We start from the raw sequence: 19,689 nt of genomic DNA on the forward strand, positions 1-19,689 counted from the left end.
TGAGTTACCACCCTTATACCCAAGGGCAAGTACCTTTAGCTGCTATATTTATTCATTCAATCACCTGGCTGTTTTGGATCAGGTATAATCAACATTCATGGTTTCAGAAGAAATCCTGCGCAGACGGACCTTTGCTATTATCAGTCACCCCGATGCCGGCAAGACAACCCTCACCGAGAAACTGCTGCTGTTCGGCGGAGCTATCAATACGGCCGGAGCCGTCAAGAGCAACAAAATCACCAAATCCGCCACCTCCGACTTCCTCGAAATAGAGAAGCAGCGTGGCATCTCCGTGGCTACCTCGGTGATGGGCTTCGATTATGCCGGTCACAAGATCAACATCCTGGACACACCCGGCCACAAGGACTTTGCCGAGGATACCTACCGCACCCTCTCGGCTGTGGACAGCGTGATCCTGGTGGTGGACTGCGTGAAAGGTGTCGAGGAGCAAACCCGCAACCTGATGCAGGTATGCCGCATGCGCAACACGCCAGTGATCATCTACATCAACAAGATGGACCGCGAAGGGCGCGACCCTTACGAGCTGCTGGACGAACTGGAGCGCGAACTCAACATCCATGTGCGCCCGCTCAGCTGGCCGATTGGCATGGGCAGTTCCTTCAAAGGCGTGTACAACCTCTACGACAAGCAGCTCCGCCTTTTCACGGCCAACAAGCAGCAGATATCCAAAGATGTGATCGCCATTGAGGACATCAACGGACCGGAACTGGACGAGATCATCGGAGAAAAGTCTGCCGACACGCTCCGCTCAGATGCCGGCTTCCTGGATGAGTTCTACGAAAACTTTGACCTCGACCTGTATAAGGAAGGCTACCTGGCCCCTGTGTTCTTCGGCAGCGCGATTTACAATTTCGGGGTAGGCGAACTACTCGACACCTTTGTGAAAATCGCCCCATCGCCGCAGGCAGTGGCTGCATCGCAGCGGGTCGTACGACCAGAGGAGAATGCCTTCACCGGCTTCATCTTTAAGATACACGCCAACCTCGACCCGAACCACCGCGACCGCATCGCTTTTTGCCGCATCTGCTCCGGTAAGTTTGAGCGCAACAAGCTCTACTACCATACCCGACTCGACAAGCGCATCCGCTTCTCCAGCCCGACCAGTTTTATGGCCAACGAAAAGAGCCTGCTGGAAGAGGCCTGGCCGGGTGATGTGGTGGGTCTGTACGACACAGGCTCGTTCAAGATCGGTGATACCCTCACGGAGGGCGAAGTGCTGCAGTACAAAGGCATTCCGAGCTTCTCCCCGGAGATCTTCAAGGAAGTGGTGAACAAAGACCCTTTCAAGACGAAGCAGCTCGAAAAAGGTATACGGCAGCTTACGGACGAAGGCGTGGCACAGCTTTTTGTGCAGCAGCCGGGTAGCCGCAAAATCATCGGGACGGTAGGCGAGCTGCAGTTCGACGTGATCAAGTTCCGTTTGCTGCAGGAGTATGGCGCCACCTGCGACCTGTACCACCTTAACTACCACAAGGCCTGCTGGATCACCTCCGACGACAAGCCGCTGCTGGCTCGATTCATCGCCATCAAAGGAAGCCACATCGCCTATGACAAAGACGATAACCCGGTGTTCTTCGCGGATACGTCGTGGGTGCTGCGCTCGGCGCAGGAGTCTTACCCGACCATCAACTTCCACTTTACCTCCGATTTCAAGTTTGACGCTGTCAAGCAGAACCCGGGCTATTAGGGAAGTCCCCCATGGCTTTTGGGCAATGGCTTAACCAGAACTTTCGACAAAAAACAGTTTTATTGATTTAACCGATTTATGGATCAAGACAATTTACCCCATCATCAAAAAATTAACGACGGCTTCTTTTCGCATGTCAAGACAGACCTGCCGGCTGGCCTGGTCGTATTCCTGATTGCCCTGCCGCTTTGCCTGGGCATATCGCTGGCCTCGGGTGCTCCGCTTTTCTCCGGCATCATTGCCGGTATAGTGGGCGGCATTGTGGTCGGTATGCTGAGTGGCGCAAAAGTGAATGTGAGTGGCCCTGCTGCGAGCGTGGCATTGGTGGTGCTGATGGCCATCGAGTCGCTGGGTTCGTTCCAGGCGGTGATGGTTGCCACCATTATAGCAGGTATATTCCAGATCATACTGGGCTTCCTGCGGGCGGGTACCATCGCCTACTTCTTCCCATCGTCCATGATCAAAGGTATACTGGCATCCATCGGCCTGATCCTGATCATCAACCAGATTCCGCATGCATTCGGTTACTCGGGCAAGGCGCTGTTCGGCAGCATGGAAGACGGCTTCGGCACCAACCTGTTCCAGGACATACTGGGCATATTCGACTATATCAGCCTGGGCGCCACGATCATCACGGTGCTGTCGCTGATCATCATTTTCGCATGGGACCAGCCCGCTCTCAAGCGTTATACCTTCTTCCGATTTGTCCCATCGGCCCTGATCGCCGTGGTGGCCAGTATCGGCATCAACCAGCTTTTCATTGCCTATTTTCCGGAGTTGGCGCTATCGGGTGGCCGACTGGTGCAGCTTCCTGCCGCCGGTAGCCTGGGCGAGTTCTTCTCGTTCTTCACCTTCCCGGATTTCTCGCAGATCACCAATCCGGAGCTGTATACCGTGGCTCTGAGTATCGCATTCATTGCCTCACTGGAATCGCTGCTGAGCACCGAGGCGGGCGACAAGCTGGACCCTTACAAACGCAAGTCGTCTACCAACCGCGAGCTAAAGGCGCAAGGTATAGGCAACATCGTGTCGGGCTTTATTGGCGGCTTGCCGGTAACGGCGGTGATCGTGCGCACCTCGGCTAACGTGTCGTCTGGTGGCCGCACGCCGCTGTCCACTATCACGCACGGTGTGGTGATGCTGATCTGTGTGATGGCTATACCTAGAATCCTGAACATGATCCCGCTGGCTTCGCTTTCGGCAGTGCTGTTTGTGGTGGGTTACAAGCTTACCTCTATCTCGCTTTTCCGCCGCATGTGGAAGGCCGGCAAGCGCCAGTTCGTGCCTTTCTTTGTTACCATTGTGGCCGTTATGCTCACCGACCTCATCACGGGTATCATGATCGGGGGTGCCGTGTCTGTTTTCGTGATTCTGCGCGACAATTACAAAACGCCGTTCTTTGTTGCCGAGGAGGCGCACTACGAAGGCGAGAAGGTCGAGCTCACGCTGTCGGAGGAGGTGACCTTCCTGAACAAGGCCAGCATCATGCTGACCCTGGACCACGTAGCGCCCAACTCCACGGTGGTGATAGACGCCTCTCGATCTGTCAACATTGATGATGACGTGCTCGAGATCATCGAAGAGTTTAAGTCTACGGCTGCTTACAAGAACATCCGGATCGAGACCATTGACCTGGATAAGTTCTACGCCTTGCGAAATTAAGCGAAGCTACACCCTTCACATCACCATAGGCCTGCCTCTGTTCCCTTCCACCGGGTGAGAGGCAGGCTTTTTTTTGGCCGGCTATACCTGGTTGCCCCCTGTAAATTTTGCACAATACCAACAAATGAATATATTTACATATCTAACTGATGCAGCCCCGCAATTTGTGGGTTGGTTTTAGCCTGCCTTGTCAGGCAGAACGCTTTCGAGCTATCTCAATCAATTTCAAATACATAAACACGAAACTATGGGTATGATCAAAGAATTCAAGGAGTTCGCCATGCGCGGCAATGTGATGGACCTGGCCATTGGTATTATCATCGGAGCGGCATTCAGCGGCCTGGTTAACTCAGTGGTGAACGACCTGATCATGCCGCTGGTGGGCAAGGCCATTGGCGACATGGACTTTTCGAACCTTTACGTGCCGCTCTCGGAAGCCGTGCCGGAGGGCCTGGCGCTGGAGGAGGCCCGTAAATTGGGGGCGGTATTTGCCTGGGGTAACTTCATCACGGTCCTCATCAACTTCATTATCCTGGCCTTTATTATCTTCCTGATCGTGAAAGGCATGAACCGGATGATGCGCAAAAAAGCCGCCGCCCCGACCACGCCACCCGCCCCGACAAAACAAGAAGTGCTCCTCACCGAAATGCGCGACGCCCTCCAGCAAATAGCAGCGAAGTAGAGAAAGTTGGGAAGTTAGAAAGTTAGAAAGTTTGGAAGTTAGAAAGTTGGGGAGTTAGAGAGTTAGAAAGTTTGGGAGTTTGGGAGTTGGGGAATGGTGTGCACTGTGTGACGCTGCGGCCTTTGCTATTGCGGATTGCAAATCCGCTGGTAAGTAACTTTCGGATTGCAAATCCGAAAGAGCTACAAGCTATAGGTTGCAAATTCGAAAGAGCAGTAGTTATTGTCGTTGCTGTTCTTCAGCTGTTTCGGATTTGCAACCCGGAACTATCTACTATGCGGATTTGCAATCCGCCTGCCTGCCAGTAACAACCGCCTTTGCTAAAAGATTACAAATTCGCACTCACACAGTTCTGCTGCGGTTCTGTTGCTGTTTCTGCTCCTGTTTCTGCTACTACTATTGGTATAGATCTTATGTTGCTGTTGCGGATTTGCAATCCGGAACCATCTATTATGCGGATTTGCAATCCGCCTGCCTGCCAGTAACAACCGCCTTTGCAAAAAGGATTACAAATCCGCACTCACAACTTTCTAACTTTCTAACTTCTAAAACTTCCATACCTGTCCTTGGGGTCTACAGCTGCCAGTTCTGTGAGTAGTTGGGCGATGTTGCGGGTGGTGGCTTCGAAGAAGGCTTTGCCTTTGGCGGGCGTGGCGGCGGCCGGGTTGCCGATGCCGGTGTCGTCGGTTACTTGCGACCAGAGGCGCTCAGACCAGGCCCAGCCTTCGCGTATACCTGTCAGGCGCGACTTACGCTCCTGGCCCTCCCCTGCCTCACTGAGCGGCAGCACCAGGTCCGGCCGCAGGTGTTGCATGATGCTGGTCTCCATTTCGTCGGCATGGTCGCCGGGGCTGTCGAAAAACAGTTTGCGGTCAGCGGCCAGAAACCAGTTGCAGGTGAGCAGGAACATATCCGGGAATTTCAGGCCAAGCTCCCGCAGCATGGGCTTGAAATCGTTGCCGCCGTGGCTGTTGAGCACCAGCAGCTTGTGGATCCCCTGGCGGTTGAGCACCTCCACAATGTCGCGCAGAATGGCCAGCTGCGTGCTGGGGTTCAGGTTGATGTCGAGGGTGATGTCGGCCTGGCCCGTGTTCACGCCAAAAGGGATGACGGGCAGCACCGTCACTTTTGCGCCTCCCTCCCAGGCCAGTCGGGCAGCCTCGGCGGCCACTGACTCGGCTTCGTAGTTGTCGGTGCCGTAGGGCAGGTGGTAGTTGTGCGCCTCGGTAGCGCCCCAGGGCAGTATGGCCACCTCGACACGCTGCAATTTCAAGGCTTTCCAGTTTGATTCGGCTAGTATGTAAGGACGCATTTGAGTTAGAAAGTTTGGAAGTTAGAAAGTTTAGGGTGGGCGTGCGGCGTAAAGCTACGCATGAAAACCGGATCATTCCAACAGCCAGGCTTTGGCTTTGTCATAATCTTCAAAATCTCTGAACTCGAGTGGCAGCTTGGAAAAGTCTATGTCGTGGCGCATGTTGTCCGAGCTGATCAGGGCTGCTACGTCCTTTGACTTCACGCGGGCCATCTTCTTTATGCCGCCGATCAGCGTCACAAACACCGGTGCCCAGGTGCGCACCGTCCACTGCTGGTCTACCGGGCGCACCACCCGCGCCTGCCTTTGGTCTCCGAGCCAGCGCCGCACCTCGTGGGTTTGCAGCACGTCAATATACTGGTCCAGCGCAGCCCGGTAGTCTTTGCTGCCTGCAAATCCCAGCCAAACTGTCTCCACCATTTTATGCTGCTCGTGGTATAAGATTTTGATATAATCAGTATTGTATATTACCATTTGTGCATTATTAATAAAACAGTGTCAAGCCTTCGTGACTGGTAAGCGTCGTTTCCGCCTATACCTCTTATAAGTTAAGTACTCTGTTTATCAGGCCTTGTTACATAAATCACTGTTTCCGAGGATATAAACAAAACTTAAATGTTAAAATTGCACAAAATCAAGATATAAAATCACTAAAAAAATCGTTTTTAGATTTAAATTACTGCTGCCAGCTATTGCCACCTTCTAAAAAGGTTTATAAATTGGGCTTCATTTCAATTACATTACCCATAGCATTACCAGACATGATTCTTTTGCAAAACAGTGTCCTCAAACTTGAGTATAACCCTGCTACCGATATTCTGCAGGTAAGGTATCCGGATTTGCAAAGCATGCACCTCTCTGAAATAAAACACAACCTCAACATCATGGTGGATACGATCAGAAACTATGATGTGCGCAAACTGTTACTGGACGCCAGCCATACGAATATTGAGATAAATGATGAGGAAAACAGAGCGATGAGCATGGAACTGGCAGCGCAGCTTTCTAAAACCAGGCTGATCAAACTGGCCCGCATTCAGCCTGCCTCCAAAGACCGGGAGGTCAAAGCCCAGGAAAACATCGAGGTACTGCAGCGTTCGGGCCTGATCTCTTACGAACTGCGCTCGTTCACCAATCACCGGGAGGCGCTGGCCTGGCTGGAGGAGTAAACCCACGGCATAAAAAAAGCAGCCCCGACCGTTCACCTTCGGGACTGCTTTGAGTTTCACAAAATGAGCTATGTGAATTTGGCTATATATACGGGCAGTTATATAGAAGGTTCAAATATTTTCGGGCTATTTTTACAGCAGTGCTCCCCTCCTGTTTTCGTCACCCTTTTGCTGCGGCAGCGGGCCACAAATCCCCTTTTTTGAGTTGCCTGCCGGGCTTTGCTTTTCAAGGTTTTGTATGCCCTGGTCTTCGCGCAGCGCAGCCTAGACCAGGATGGCGGCCAGGCCCCGGATCAACCCACTTGCTGCAGGACTGCGCAAATCTCCCAGATCATTCGTAAGTCACTGAAATACTTTTACTTACACACCCATAACACAGGGCGCTACGTATATGGGAGTATGAAAACTATATACACATATGCAGGTATAGCGCTTGTAGTAGTGCTATACGCAGAGCAGGGAAACGCACAGGTCCTGACCCAGCAGGAAGAGGCCACCCGACAATTCCAGAACGAGCGCCGAATCCAGTATGGCGACTCGGTATACCAGTATCACAGTGCGCAAAGAGAGATCACCAAAAGCGAACTGAAGGCCGCCAAACAGGAGCTGAAAGTGGCGCAGGACCGCTACAACGAAGCCAAACGCCGCGACCGGGATGCAGCCAATGCCGTGAAACAGGCCAAAAAATCGCTTAACATGGAAAAAAAGGCACAGAAAACACGCCAGAAGGCCAACGAACAGGCTGAAAAAGCCCGCTCTGCAGGCATATAACCTGCGTAGTTTCTCCCGTTGGTTGCAGCAGGTATAGCATTGGCTTATCGGTTAGATGCTCGAGGGTCTGGTAGACGCCGCGTGGTTTGCTGCTGCCTTTCAGCGGCTGTTATACCTTCCTGCACTTCCAGTAGCTCTTCCGGCTCTGCAATCAGAAAACTTGTCCCGACTCCGTGCTTTTGCTCACTTGCCTCCATGCCCTCCATGCTCTTTCGGATTTGCAATCCGAAAGTACCAACTCGCTCTTTCGGATTTGCAATCCGAAAATTGCTTACTGGCGGATTTGTAATCCGCACTTTCAAAGGCAGCTGCTACATGTAGCTTGGCGGATTGCAAATCCGCTGATAGCATGCTTTCGGATTGCAAATCCGAAAGAGCGGGAAGAGTGGGGATGCTTTCGGATTGCAAATCCGAAAGAGCAGGAAAAGTGGGACAATGCTTTCGGATTGCAAATCCGAAAGAGCGAGGGAGCGGGATGTCCGAAAGAGCGAGAGCGTGCGATGTTACAAATCCGGGAGAGCGGGTTTTTAGAGACTGCTTTCTAAAATTTCAAGCTCCCGAAAATCGCGGTTTAGCTCGTAGGTCATGAAATAATAAAAGAAGGCTGCTTGCTGCTGTTGCGTGAGGGGAGTGACGCCGGTAAGCAAACCTCTTATTGCCTCGTCGGCTATACCTAGCTGCTTACTCAGGTCGTTGCGGGAAAGCTTGTATGCCTTTTTGCGCTCCGCTATCCACTGGTGGTCGATCTCCCCGAAATTGGGTTTGTAAGAGAGGGTAACATAATGGATTCTATACCTGCCATTTAGCGGCGCCAATAAAGATCCTGCCCTGCTGACCAGCTGCGACTGGCTGAGCAGATAGTTGTTTATGAGGGAGGTCTGTGCTACCCGCACACGCAGGATGTCGTTTTCCAGCGCCAGTATATCGACTTTTATACCTGCGTAGGCCAGCAGTTTGTCCCGCGAAGTCCTGATTTCGTCCTGGACTGACTTTTCGATTGGCAATAGCGCTAAGTTTCTCATATCTAAATCTGATGTTTTTACTGTCCCCCTTTTCCTCGTAGGGAGAGGTCGCGACCTGCCCCTACGAGGGCTTGCTATACCTTGGCGGCTTCCGGCATTTCGTAGGCTTCGCGCGACAGGGCAAACCCCGGCTCCACGAGCAGCACTTCGTCGAAGGTGAGGTCGTAAAGGCGGTATACCTGCAGATCGATCTCGGCTTCCAGCGCCGACGTATCCGCCCCCGCATCGGCCTGCTTCGCCGCCAACACCCGCTCTACCAAATCCCGTATACCTGCTTTCGTTTCTTCGTCGGCTTGGGCGATGGGGAGTAGTCTGAATTCACCAATTTTAATTTTAGGGAATAAAGCATCAAACTCATTACTAGAATGAGTAAAGTAGAAGAACATAAATTTTGAACCAAGTAGACCTTGTAGATATTTTGCTTCAAACTCATCAGCATAATCATCTTTAATTTTAGCGATGAAGACACTTTGATCAATTATAAAATCTTCTTCTATAACTGTTGTAAAAAGTGTTTTCCCTAACACTTGCCGCATTAATAACCTTTCGCCTTGAAAGAACTTAATATCACGAGGTGCTGCTAACCAATTACCGTAACTGATATAAGTTTTCCTATCCCACTTATAAATGTATGGAAAAACATGTTTGCCTTTTAACTCTGGAACAAATGAGTCATCTTTTTTAAAATCAGCATGAAAAACCTTATTCTTTATCTGCTCTTGAGTATGACCTGCATACTTATCGTATGAATTTACACCTCTAGTTATTTCAGCAATTTTTTCAAGCGGGATAGATGATTTCCTGATTTTTTGGAAAGTTGAATCTAAAGCATCAGATACTTCTACATTCATAATTTGAGAGTCACTTTCAACAAATCGGCATTGATTGACAGTGTGTTTAGAGGTATATTTTTCACTTTTGAACTCCCCTATACTTATATTACCACAGTCCTTATTTCTAGTACCAACTATTACCAAAGTATCAACTGAAGCCTCTTCAAAAATATTGTCTAAGTTCGGAATTAGAGTATTGATCTGAATTTTCTTAAGAATAAAGTTTCTGCATTTTGAAAACATTAAGTTTTTAAGCCATGAATTTGGGGTAATAAATGAAATATTACCAAAGTCTTTTAGCAGATTAATTGCAGTTTCAAAAAAGGCAACATATAGATCTAATTGATATTCTGCTGTCTCATAATTTAAATTGAGATACTTAATAAAAGATTTGTCAAATCCTTTACTTGAAATATACGGCGGGTTCCCGATCACCACATCGAAGCCCAGGTAATTGCCCTCCTCGTCGAGCACTTCCGGAAACTCGAAACGCCACTCAAAAGCGCCCTCGTATACCTTGTTCGTCTCGATCTGCTCGCGCTCCGTTTCGAGTTTCTGCAGCTCCTTTTTCAGTTTGGCGAGTTTGGCCTTGTCCACCTTGGCCGCCCCGAACAGGTCCGGGTCCTGCATCACGCTGATCTGTCCGCGCAGCCGGGCCATGCGTTCCCGCAGCGGGTCGTTGTTGGCCAGCGTGGTCCGGAAGCCCTGCTTGATCTCCTCCAGGAAATGCACCAGTTGCTTTTTGATTTCCTTGGAGTTGGTGTGCTTGTACTCGGCCACCGCCTGTCGGTAAGCAGGCAGGCTGTGCCCCTTGCGACCAAAAGCCTCGTGCAAATCCGCCGACAGCGGGTAACGGCTCAGCAGCGAGTTGCCCTGCTTGATGTTGATGTCGATGTTGGGCAGCGTCTGGAGCTCGCTATACCTGCCCTGCCCGTTCCCGCCCCCAAAACCGTCGCGCATACCTGGCACATCTGCGTAGCACACCGGGCTGGACAAATCTGGATTAGAGAATTTTTTAGAATTACTCTCTGCGGAAATCCTGTTAATCTTAGAATCCTGTAAATCCTGGGGGTAGGGGCCCTCGAGAAGATTCTGACAATAGTACGCATTCTTGAGCAGTTCGATCCAGAGGCGCAGGCGGCAGATCTTGACGGAGTTTGAGTTGATGTCCACCCCGAACAGGCAGTTCTCGATGATGGTCTGCTTTTCGTGGAATAGGGTTTCCTGGAGTTCCTGCACCTGCGGGTTGATGGTGCGGCTGCCGTCGGGCTGTTGGTGCACCGTATAGCTGAAGAGTTCGCCGTGCGTGTCGGTCACGATCAGTTCGTCGTTCTGCACCTCGATGCTGCCAAAGTGCAGCGGCTTGCCTTGCCGGTTCAGCAAAATGCGCAGTTCCGCTTTTATCACGATGAGTTCGTTTAGCGCACTCACCAGGTAGTGCCCCGAGCCCACCGCCGGGTCGCAGATGCGCAGGCTGTTGATGAGGTCGTTATATGCTTTTATCTGCTCCAAACTGGTTGCCCTGGAAGTGAAAAGTTGGAGCGCTTCAAATGTGATTCCATTTGGATTCGAACCAAATACCTCGCTATACCTGTCCGCAAAACGCTGCACCACGGCACGGCGTATGGCCTCGCGGCTCATGTACATCGTGATAAAGCCGGGGGTATAGAAAGAGCCATCGCGATAGCCATTTATTTTCTCGAAGATCAGGCCCAGCACCGATGCCGTGATCAGGGTTTTGTTCTCTTCCTGAATCGCCTCCTTGCCCTCGGCCCCGAAGTCGTAGCTGCCCAGAAAGCGCAGCAAATACTCCAGTGTGGGCAGTTCGGCCTGTCCCTTGCCCAGCGATTGTCCCTGCTGGTTGCGCAGCACGGTTTGCGGGTATACCGTGAGCATGCTGCGGTCTTTGAGGTTGGAGATGCGCAGCGTGCGTTTCTCCAGCGCCGTGGTCTCGAACAGCGACGAGTTCAGGTATGGGATGTGGGCGAACTTGTGACGCACGTTGGCGGTGCGGTGCTGGGGCCGCTCGGCCAGCACATCAAAGAACAGCTCATTCAGGTCGTCGAACTCGCGCAGGTGCTCCGTGCTCATAAAGGCATACCTTCTGTCGCCCTGGTGGTAGCTGATGAGTTGTGCCTCCAGCAGTTTAAGGAAGAGCACGCGGTTTATCCAGGTGATGCAGAGCTCCAGCGCCACGTTAAAGAGCTGCTCGTCGCGGGTGTTGCCAAAGGCATAGGGATTGTCGAGCCCCGCTACCAGGTCTTCGGAGCGCAGCTTCTGGTAGGCCGCCTCCAGCAGCGAACCGGCGCTGGGTTTGGCCTTGCGCTGTATCAGCTTGCGGCCTCCCTCCTTCACTTCCTCCAGGCCGATGATGTGCAGCAGCTCCAGGTAAAAGTTGCGGTCGAGGGAGTTGGCGTCGTTGGCGAAGCTTTCCTTGAGCAAGTGGGGCGGCGAGAACAGCTTGTAGAGTTGCAGCAGCTTCACGTCGTCCTTCAGGTCGCGGTTGCGCAGCGGCTTCTCGTACTCCTTCAGGTTAAAATAGGTATAGCTGATCCCTTCCGCCAGGCTGGCGATGGCTGGTGAGGCAATCTCCTTGTAGAAAAAGTCGGTGCTGCTGCTCGCCTTGCGGCCCTCGCTCCAGTCGGTGAAGTCTTTGCGGAGCTGGGTGTTGCGGTAAAACAGGCGATCGAACTCCAGGGCGTCGAACACAAACCACTCGTGCACGCTCGTCACGATGAGGTGGCGCAGGTCGTGATTGTGGTGCTGCACCCGCTCGCGCAGGTAGTAGAGCAGCAGCTCGTGCATGGCCTTGTGGTTGAGGTTGTCGGGGGTGGGCATGTCGGCCTTGTTGGTGGGCCGCTTCACCTCCAGCAGCACGCCGGCGTTGCTCTTGGTGCTGTTGCCGGTATGGATCACCAGGTCGGTCTTGCCTTTGGTGTTGATGCCGTGGTTGCCATAAAAAGCCGCCTTCAGAAAATCGCGCAAATGGTTCTTGGCGTGTTCCTCGGTCTCGTTGGGGTTCAGGCTGTCGAGCAGGGTGCGCAAGGCGGCCTTGAACTGCTCCATGTCGGAGCGGGATGTTTTCAGTCGGAGGTAGGCCTTGTTCAGGGCCTGACGGGGGCGCAAAAGGGTATAGGGCATGCCGCAAATTTGTTTTCAGAAACAAGTTACACAAACGAATAGCAAAACAATAACACGGAACTTGAATATTTTGGAAACAACCCTCCTCCGCACACTGCCTGCCCAACTGCCTGGCTGCCCTGTAGCCTTTTCGGGGGCAGAGGCTGCTCCTGGCCGACGCAGTGCCCGGCCGAAGCAGCCTGCTAGTTACCGAAACAGGTATACACCAAAAATAATTTGATTAGTCCTATTTACAACAAATTTTAAAGAAGCTCTTTTTTCCGTGTTACGCCACCTACTTTTCAGGCTCCGAATATCTTTTAGGATATAAAACAGCCAATTTTATAGAATAACAATAATGTTGCGCAAAATTTATAACGAATGAACTGATATTGATTTTTTCCAATTACATTCAGAGTGGTTTTAGCATTTGCTTTTGTATGAGTGAAAGTTTACAGCGTTTGCCTGTCCTGGAGTTGACGCCGGCATTTTACAGTTCCATTGTCCGCCATGGGTCCGAGATGATTACGGTAATTGACCAGGAGGGTACCTATTTATATGCGAGCGATTCGATTACAACGTTGCTGGGGCATCCGCAGGGTGCCTTGTTGGGCACTAACGTGATGGCACTGGTCCACGAAGAAGACCTGGGCATCACGGTTGGGGCGCTGCGGCAGCTCGTGGGCGGCGGCGAGAAGCAAATTTCCCTCCCTCCTTTCCGTTACAAGGCACACAACGGCTCCTGGCACTGGCTTAGCTGCGTTGCCACCAACATGCTCGACAATCCGGCGGTGCGGGGTATTGTCACCAATTCCCGCGACATCACGGCAAAGATGGAGGTTATCCGGCTGCAGCGGGAGAGCCGGGCTTATTACAAAGCCCTCTATTTTGATAATCCTGACCTGGTGGTAACCCTGAGCACCACCGGAGAAGTGGAGTCCTGCAACAATGCCTTGTTTGAAATGACAGGCTACACACCCGAAGAGAATGGGAACCGCCTGTTTGTAGACTATGTGCTGCCTCCCTACCGGCAGGAGTGCCTGCAGGTGTTCTCTGAAGCCCTGCAAGGCAAGTCCAGCACATTCCACACCCGGATTCTGAAAAAGCAGGGCGAAGAGCGCGACCTGCAGGTGACGGTGGTGCCCGTTATCCTCGATGGCAAAGTGCGTGCGGTGCAGTGCATTGCCAAAGACACCACCAGCGAAAAAGCCGCCAACAACCTGGTGAAGGCGCAAGCCCAGCAGCTGCACAACATCCTGGAAAGCATAACAGAAGCCTTCTTTGCCCTGGACAGTCAGTGGCGCTACAGCTTCGGCAACTCCGTTTTCGCCCGTTTCCTCAACCGCGAGATAGATGATCTGATGCAGCGCTGCATCTGGGAAGAGTATCCCTGGCTGGTAGGCAGTCTTTTTTACCAGAAGTGCCACGAAGTAGCCGCAACCGGAAAATCAACCGTGTTTGAAGAGGAGATTTGCGAAATGGAAGTTATTCTCCGGTTTACGGTCTCCCCATTCGACGGCGGCGTCACTGTTTCGTTCTCCAATATCACGGCGCAGGTAGCGGCACAGGAAGAGTTGCGCAAGCTCTCGCTGGTGGCCAGCAAAACCAACAACGGGGTGATCATCACCGACCGCGACAGCCACATCGAATGGGTGAACGAAGCTTTTACAACCGTAACGGGGTATACCCTGCAGGAGATCAAAGGGCGCAAACCGAGCGAGATCCTGACAGCGCCTGGCACCAACCCCGAAGTAATCCGGGCCATCAGAGAGCAGTTAGCACAGGGCATACCAGTGCAGCGCGAGTTCCTGAGCCTCCGCAAATGCGGCGAACGCCTCTGGGCCGATCTCTCCATCACGCCGGTCCGCAACGACAGTGGCGAGATCATCAAGCATGTCTACATCCATACTGACATCACCAAACGCAAGCTGGACCAGGAGCACCTCCTAAAGGCAACCAAGCACCTATACCTGCAAAACCAGGACCTGCAGCAGTTCAACTACATTGTGTCGCACAACCTGCGGGCGCCGGTGGCAAACCTGGTGGGCCTGTCTACCATGCTGCAAAAGCTCGACCGCCACAGCAACCGCTTTGATATGGGCCTGCAAAACCTCGAAAAGTCAGCCCGCAGACTCGACGACGTGATAGGCGACCTGAACAAGATACTGGCAGTCAGGACTTCGAATGAAGACGACGTACGCGAGCAGGTGGCACTGGCCGATGTGACGGCAGAAGTATTGCAAAGCATGCAGCATCTGCTCGAGGAGTCCGGGGCGCAGGTAAGCGTCGACTTACAACCGACGGCCAGGCTGTGGGCAAACAAAGCCTACGTCTACAGTATCCTGCATAACCTGGTTTCCAACGCCATCAAATATAAATCTTCAAAGCATAGCCTACTCTTAGAGATCATAAGCGTAAGAACAGATAATGGCATCACCCTGCAAATAAGGGACAATGGCAGCGGGATGGACCTGGAGTCTGTGGGATCTAAACTATTCCAGCTCTACCAGCGCTTCCATCAGGGGCAGGATGGAAAAGGCATTGGCCTATACCTGGTGAAGATGCAGGTGGAAGCAATAGGTGGAAAAATAGAAGTGGAAAGCAAGTTAGGGACGGGCACCACCTTTACCATACATTTTGAGAGCGCGCTCCATGATAAGAAAAGTATTCATAATTGATGACGATGAGATCAGCTTATACCTCACTTCCCTTATACTTGAGTCAGTTGATTATGCGCAAGAGATCCATACTTTTATGACTGCTGACGATGCGTTTGCCAGCTTGCTGCAACTCCACTATTCCAACATGCCCGAGGTGATCCTGCTGGACCTGAACATGCCAACGAAGAGTGGTTGGGATTTTCTGGATATGCTGAGCATGTACGAAGAGAAGTTACAAAACAAAACCTGCATCTACATCCTGACTTCCTCTATAGCGGAGTGTGACAAAAGCAAATCCGAAACATACCCTCTGGTAAACGGCTTTCTGCACAAACCTTTGGATGAAGACAGCCTGGACCTTATTGCCAGGACCTGCCCCCGGGATCGGGATTAGGGCAGTCGGGGCTTAACCATGCAGGGGAAGGCGCAGGAAGAAAACTGTACCGCCCTGCTCGCGACTTTCCACCCGGATGGTGCCGCCCTGCAGCTCTACCAGGTTGCGCACGATCGAAAGTCCCAACCCACGCGACTGTTCCCCTTTCAGGCCTTGTCTGCCTGCCGCCGTATACCTGTCGAACACATGGGGCAGCAAGTGTTCCGGTATCCCAATGCCGTTATCGCGGTGCTCCAGCAGCATTTCGTCGCCTTCCCTCCGGACCGAGATTTGAATACGCCCATCCGAGTGAGTGAACTTGATGGAATTGGAAATCAGGTTGATGAGTATCTGTGAAAACTTGACCTGGTCCAGTTCCATCACCAGTGGTTCGGGTGGCAGATCCAGTTCAATTTGCTGACTGACGAGCAGGCCTTGCTGGTAGGGCTCTGTGATCTTGCGGACCGCCTCCACCAGATCAACCCGTGTTTTATTGACGTATACCTGCGGCGAACGCAGGTGCTCTTCGCTCAGCAGGTCATTGATCAGGTTGGTGCAGTTGCTGCAGGCATCTTCTATGATGCCGGTAAACTTCGCCACTTCTTGCTTTGTGCTGTTCTGTACCTCCTCCCGCAACAGCCCGGCCACGCTCCGGACGATGGCCAGCGGACCACTCAGGTCATGCGACACCATCTCCAGCATGCTGTCTTTGCGTTGGGCAAACTCGGTGAGGTAGTCCTGATAGCGCCTTTGCTGGGTAATGTCCTCTATTACGCCAGCGACCGCCACCACGGCTCCTCCTTCGTTTCTGATCGGGTAGACATCGCAACAGACAAACTTCGTTTTTCCGCCTATTTCCATCCGGAAGGTTGTTTCCACCGGGGTGCCGGCCAACACTTGCTTCGCGTGCCGGTCCAGTGCATCCCGCTCCTCGGCTGCGAGCGGGTCGAGCAATATTTCGGGGTGTTGCCGGATTTGGTCTAAAGCAGTTTCCCAGATAGCGGCTACAGCGTCTGTCAACACCTCAAAATGCTGATGGGACAGGTTGTATTTAAAAAACGCTTTCTTGCTCTGTTGCCCTATCTGTTCGATCCACTTGTCTGTCTCCATGTCGTTTGCTTGTAATAGAAATAGTTTCCATTGGCATAATGCTATCCTCATTACGGCCAGGCAAACACGAAGTTCAATCGCGGTTTTGTAGAATATTACTTATCCATAACTTCGTTAAATGGTGGGAATTGCAAGCCCTTAAAACTAAAACTCTCAAACTCCCCAACTTCCAAACTTCCAAACTTTCTAACTTCCCTAACTCCCCAGCTTTTCTTCCAGTTCTTCCACTTCCAGCATCAGGCTCTCCCATTTCAGGTTGGTGGCATCGAGTTCTTTCTGCACAGCTTCGAATTTCTGGGAAGTCTCCTGCAGCAGGTTGGGATTGCCGTATACCTTGGGGTCGGCCAGTTGGGTCTCGTATTGGCCTAGCTCCTGCTCCAGTTGCTGCACTTTCTTCTCCACCTCGCCCAGTTGGCGTTTTACCTGCTTCAGTTGATTGTTCAGGGCGTTGTATTCGCTGTTGTCGCGTTTCGGTTTCGGCTCCTCTTTTTTGGCTACCGGCGCGGCAGCGTCTTTTTTCATTTCCTTCTCACGCTTCTCCTGGAAAGCCTCATACTCATGGTAAGTGCCCGGGTACTCTTTCAGCTGGAAGTCTTCAATGTACCAGATCTTGGTGGCCACATTTTCCACAAAGTAGCGGTCGTGCGAGATGATGATGAAGGTACCTTCGTACTGCTCCAACGCCTGGATCAGGATGTTGACCGACTGCATGTCGAGGTGGTTGGTCGGTTCGTCGAGCATCAGGAAGTTCGCCTCCGAGATCAGCGTTTTGGCCAGGGCCACACGGCTCTTCTCCCCTCCCGACAACACTTTGATTTTCTTGAACACAGCATCGCCCGTGAACAGGAAAGAGCCCAGCAAGGTACGCAGTTCGACTTCCGATTTACCCGAGCCGGCCTGTTGCAGTTCCTGCAGCATCTCGTTTTCCACGTTCAGGGCTTCCAACTGGTGCTGGGCATAAAACGACATGATCACGTTGTGGCCCAGTTCCCGCTTGCCCTGAATCGGCTCTGTACCGGCAATGATGCGCAATAAGGTAGATTTACCTTTGCCGTTGGCACCGATCAGGGCGATCTTATCGCCACGCTCTACGTGCACATTGGTATCCCGGAAGATGATCTTGTCGCCGAAGCTCTTGCTCATGTGCTCGAGGCGCAGAATATGGCGGCCTGGCTGCACGTTAAACCGGAAACTGAAATTTACCTTGGCGGCATCCGGAGCCACGTCTTCGATGCGGTCCATGCGCTCGAGCTGCTTCATGCGGCTCTGTGCCTGTTTGGCCTTTGTTGCCTTGGCCTTGAAGCGCTCAATAAAGCGCTCTGTCTGCCGGATCTGGGCCTGCTGGTTTTCAAATGCGCCTTTCTGTATCTCGTTGCGCATCGCTTTCTCTTCTATATAAAAGCTGTAGTTGCCTGGGTATAGGTTCAGCTTGGCACCCGATACCTCCACGGTGATGTTGGTGGTTTTATCCAGAAACTCCCTGTCGTGCGATACGATGACAACCGCACCTTCAAAGCGCTCCAGGTACGTCTCGAGCCACTTGATGGAAGGCAGGTCCAGGTGGTTGGTTGGTTCGTCCAGCAGCAGCAACGAGGGCTTCTGCAACAGGATCTTGGCCAGCATGACCCGCATGCGCCAGCCTCCCGAGAAAGAAGCCAGCGGCTTTTGCAGCTCCTCCGTCGTGAAGCCCAGGCCCTCGAGTATGGCCTCGGCTTCGGCCTGCATGGTATAGCCTCCCAACGCTTCGAAGCGTTCCTGCAAGGCGGCCAGTTGATCGACCAGGTTGTCATGGAAGTTGTTCTCAAACTCCACCAGCACCCTGTCAATCTCCTTCTGCAGACTGATCGCCTCGCCAAAGGCCTGCATGGCCACCGACAGAATACTCTCGTGCGTTTCGTAACTGAGCAGATCCTGATTCAGGAAACCGATGGTGGTTTCCTTGCTCATCTGAATGCTGCCACCGTCCGGCTTATACTCGCCCACGATAATGCGCAGCAGCGTAGACTTACCGGTACCGTTCAGGCCAATGAGGCCGATCTTGTCCTTTGGCTTGATGTGCAGGTTGGCATCCTCGTACATGGGGCGGCTGCCGAAGTGGAAACTGAGGTTATTGATAGAAATCATGGCGAATCGAAAAGCTGATGCACAAAGGTACTTATTTTAAAATATTCAGGCACCCCAAACAGCCCGTTCCGTTACAGACAAAAGCAGACGCCATACGTAAACAGATAGATAATTGAACCCTGAATGGCGAAGACCAATCCTATCTGTGACAAACGACGATCCTGAAGGTTAACATTATGCGCAGCGCTTCGTTGTATAGTGCTATGCTTGTTAAGAAGTCGTATATGTATGAATTGAAAGCGGCACTAAAACTATTCTTTTTATGATCGCGGTTACCTCCCTGCTAGACCAATCCCATTCTGATCGTGTGACTGAGCTGACCGAGCACCTGGACAGGAAATTTGGCCTCAGCGAGGTCAAGCTCACCCCCTACCCGCATCTGACGCTCCTGACAGCCGAGATTCCGGATATGGAGGAACTGCAGGAATACCTGGAGCAGACCAGCCGCGAAACTGAGCCTTTTACGATCCGCACTACTGGCCTAGGCATTTTTCCGGGCGAGAAACCGGTGATCTACATACCTGTGCTGCGCACGCCTCCCCTTAACCAACTTCATACCCGCCTGCATCGCGACATTTCCGAAATGAGCAGCGAAATGGGCGTGTACTACAACCCCAACATGTGGCTGCCTCACATTTCGCTGGCGCTTGGCGATACCAGTCCGGATGTGCTCGGCCCGGTGCTCACGTTTCTGTTCAGCTACAACTTTAACTGGGAGATCAATCTGGACAACCTGACCATCCTGCAGAAGTGCGGCGATTTCTATCTCAAAGAAGACGAGTACAGGTTTGGGCGCAAAGAACTCACTGTCTGATGTACTGGCACAGCCGGGTCAACAAAGGCAAAATAAACCAGTGCCAGATCTGCCGACATCACGGTTTGCCTGCTACGCTCACCAGTTATTTTCTTAAACAAGCTTCCCTGATAGGTGCTTGAATTTTGCCTTCCTCCAAAACGGGGTTAAAGCTTTGTGTCGAAACTTTTCGCTTGTCATATTTCCTGACAGACAAATGCCACGCTTACAAAACTATTCTCTAAGAGGCTTTTTGATTTCTTCATTAGGCTGCAAAGGAGATTATTCTCAAGACCTGGGCATGGCACTTATACCTTCTAACTTTAAAATAGCCTCTAAGCAAAACATAA

Annotated in this window: 15 protein-coding genes; 8 read left to right on the plus strand and 7 right to left on the minus strand. The window is 52.1% G+C overall.

The features are described 5' to 3' along the window. Positions 1-97: 97 nt before the first annotated feature. The 3 genes from H9Q13_RS04915 (at position 98) to mscL (ending at position 4,052) form a co-directional block, all read left to right on the plus strand. Positions 98-1,708, plus strand: coding sequence for a peptide chain release factor 3 (locus H9Q13_RS04915; protein WP_191182598.1), 1,611 nt, complete (start codon positions 98-100; stop codon positions 1,706-1,708). 78 nt (positions 1,709-1,786) lie between these two features. Then, the gene (locus H9Q13_RS04920) at positions 1,787-3,370 is read left to right on the plus strand and encodes a SulP family inorganic anion transporter (RefSeq protein WP_191182599.1); all 1,584 of its coding nucleotides are present in this window, start codon (positions 1,787-1,789) and stop codon (positions 3,368-3,370) included. 253 nt (positions 3,371-3,623) lie between these two features. Then, positions 3,624-4,052, plus strand: coding sequence for a large conductance mechanosensitive channel protein MscL (mscL, locus tag H9Q13_RS04925; protein WP_191182600.1), 429 nt, complete (start codon positions 3,624-3,626; stop codon positions 4,050-4,052). A 538-nt stretch (positions 4,053-4,590) separates the two neighbouring features. Here mscL and H9Q13_RS04930 read toward each other — a convergent pair. Further along, complete coding sequence (locus H9Q13_RS04930; protein ID WP_191182601.1) at positions 4,591-5,364, minus strand: creatininase family protein; 774 nt, start codon at positions 5,362-5,364, stop codon at positions 4,591-4,593. Positions 5,365-5,436: 72 nt separating this feature from the next. Next, positions 5,437-5,838 (minus strand): hypothetical protein, encoded by a 402-nt coding sequence (locus tag H9Q13_RS04935; protein WP_191182602.1) that lies wholly within the window; start codon positions 5,836-5,838, stop codon positions 5,437-5,439. Between the two features lie 287 nt (positions 5,839-6,125). Between H9Q13_RS04935 and H9Q13_RS04940 the strand changes: the two genes are divergently transcribed. Together H9Q13_RS04940 and H9Q13_RS04945 are read left to right on the plus strand one after the other, a co-directional pair. Further along, positions 6,126-6,533 carry a hypothetical protein gene (locus H9Q13_RS04940; protein ID WP_191182603.1) on the plus strand — a complete coding sequence of 136 codons (408 nt, stop codon included), beginning with the start codon at positions 6,126-6,128 and terminating at the stop codon, positions 6,531-6,533. A gap of 399 nt (positions 6,534-6,932) precedes the next feature. After that, positions 6,933-7,304, plus strand: coding sequence for a hypothetical protein (locus tag H9Q13_RS04945; protein WP_191182604.1), 372 nt, complete (start codon positions 6,933-6,935; stop codon positions 7,302-7,304). Positions 7,305-7,348: 44 nt separating this feature from the next. On the opposite strand, the gene H9Q13_RS04950 is transcribed toward H9Q13_RS04945, so the two are convergent. From H9Q13_RS04950 to H9Q13_RS04960, 3 genes are all read right to left on the minus strand, one after another. Further along, complete coding sequence (locus H9Q13_RS04950; RefSeq protein WP_191182605.1) at positions 7,349-7,606, minus strand: hypothetical protein; 258 nt, start codon at positions 7,604-7,606, stop codon at positions 7,349-7,351. Between the two features lie 225 nt (positions 7,607-7,831). Further along, the gene (locus H9Q13_RS04955) at positions 7,832-8,326 is read right to left on the minus strand and encodes a hypothetical protein (RefSeq protein WP_191182606.1); all 495 of its coding nucleotides are present in this window, start codon (positions 8,324-8,326) and stop codon (positions 7,832-7,834) included. 74 nt (positions 8,327-8,400) lie between these two features. Beyond that, the gene (locus tag H9Q13_RS04960; RefSeq protein WP_191182607.1) at positions 8,401-12,300 is read right to left on the minus strand and encodes a DUF7149 domain-containing protein; all 3,900 of its coding nucleotides are present in this window, start codon (positions 12,298-12,300) and stop codon (positions 8,401-8,403) included. A gap of 419 nt (positions 12,301-12,719) precedes the next feature. Here H9Q13_RS04960 and H9Q13_RS04965 point away from each other — a divergent pair, with 419 nt between their 5' ends. After that, positions 12,720-14,957 (plus strand): PAS domain-containing sensor histidine kinase, encoded by a 2,238-nt coding sequence (locus H9Q13_RS04965; RefSeq protein WP_191182608.1) that lies wholly within the window; start codon positions 12,720-12,722, stop codon positions 14,955-14,957. Beyond that, complete coding sequence (locus tag H9Q13_RS04970) at positions 14,932-15,333, plus strand: response regulator (protein ID WP_191182609.1); 402 nt, start codon at positions 14,932-14,934, stop codon at positions 15,331-15,333. Before H9Q13_RS04965 ends, H9Q13_RS04970 begins: the two co-directional genes overlap by 26 nt. A 12-nt stretch (positions 15,334-15,345) precedes the next feature. On the opposite strand, the gene H9Q13_RS04975 is transcribed toward H9Q13_RS04970, so the two are convergent. Then, positions 15,346-16,422 carry a sensor histidine kinase gene (locus H9Q13_RS04975; protein WP_191182610.1) on the minus strand — a complete coding sequence of 359 codons (1,077 nt, stop codon included), beginning with the start codon at positions 16,420-16,422 and terminating at the stop codon, positions 15,346-15,348. A gap of 195 nt (positions 16,423-16,617) precedes the next feature. After that, complete coding sequence (gene abc-f / locus H9Q13_RS04980; protein ID WP_191182611.1) at positions 16,618-18,546, minus strand: ribosomal protection-like ABC-F family protein; 1,929 nt, start codon at positions 18,544-18,546, stop codon at positions 16,618-16,620. A gap of 262 nt (positions 18,547-18,808) precedes the next feature. Between abc-f and H9Q13_RS04985 the strand changes: the two genes are divergently transcribed. Further along, positions 18,809-19,360 carry a 2'-5' RNA ligase family protein gene (locus H9Q13_RS04985; RefSeq protein ID WP_191182612.1) on the plus strand — a complete coding sequence of 184 codons (552 nt, stop codon included), beginning with the start codon at positions 18,809-18,811 and terminating at the stop codon, positions 19,358-19,360. Positions 19,361-19,689: the final 329 nt, after the last annotated feature.

This window comes from Pontibacter aquaedesilientis, assembly GCF_014773225.1.
GTDB classification, from domain to species: Bacteria; Bacteroidota; Bacteroidia; order Cytophagales; family Hymenobacteraceae; genus Pontibacter; species Pontibacter aquaedesilientis.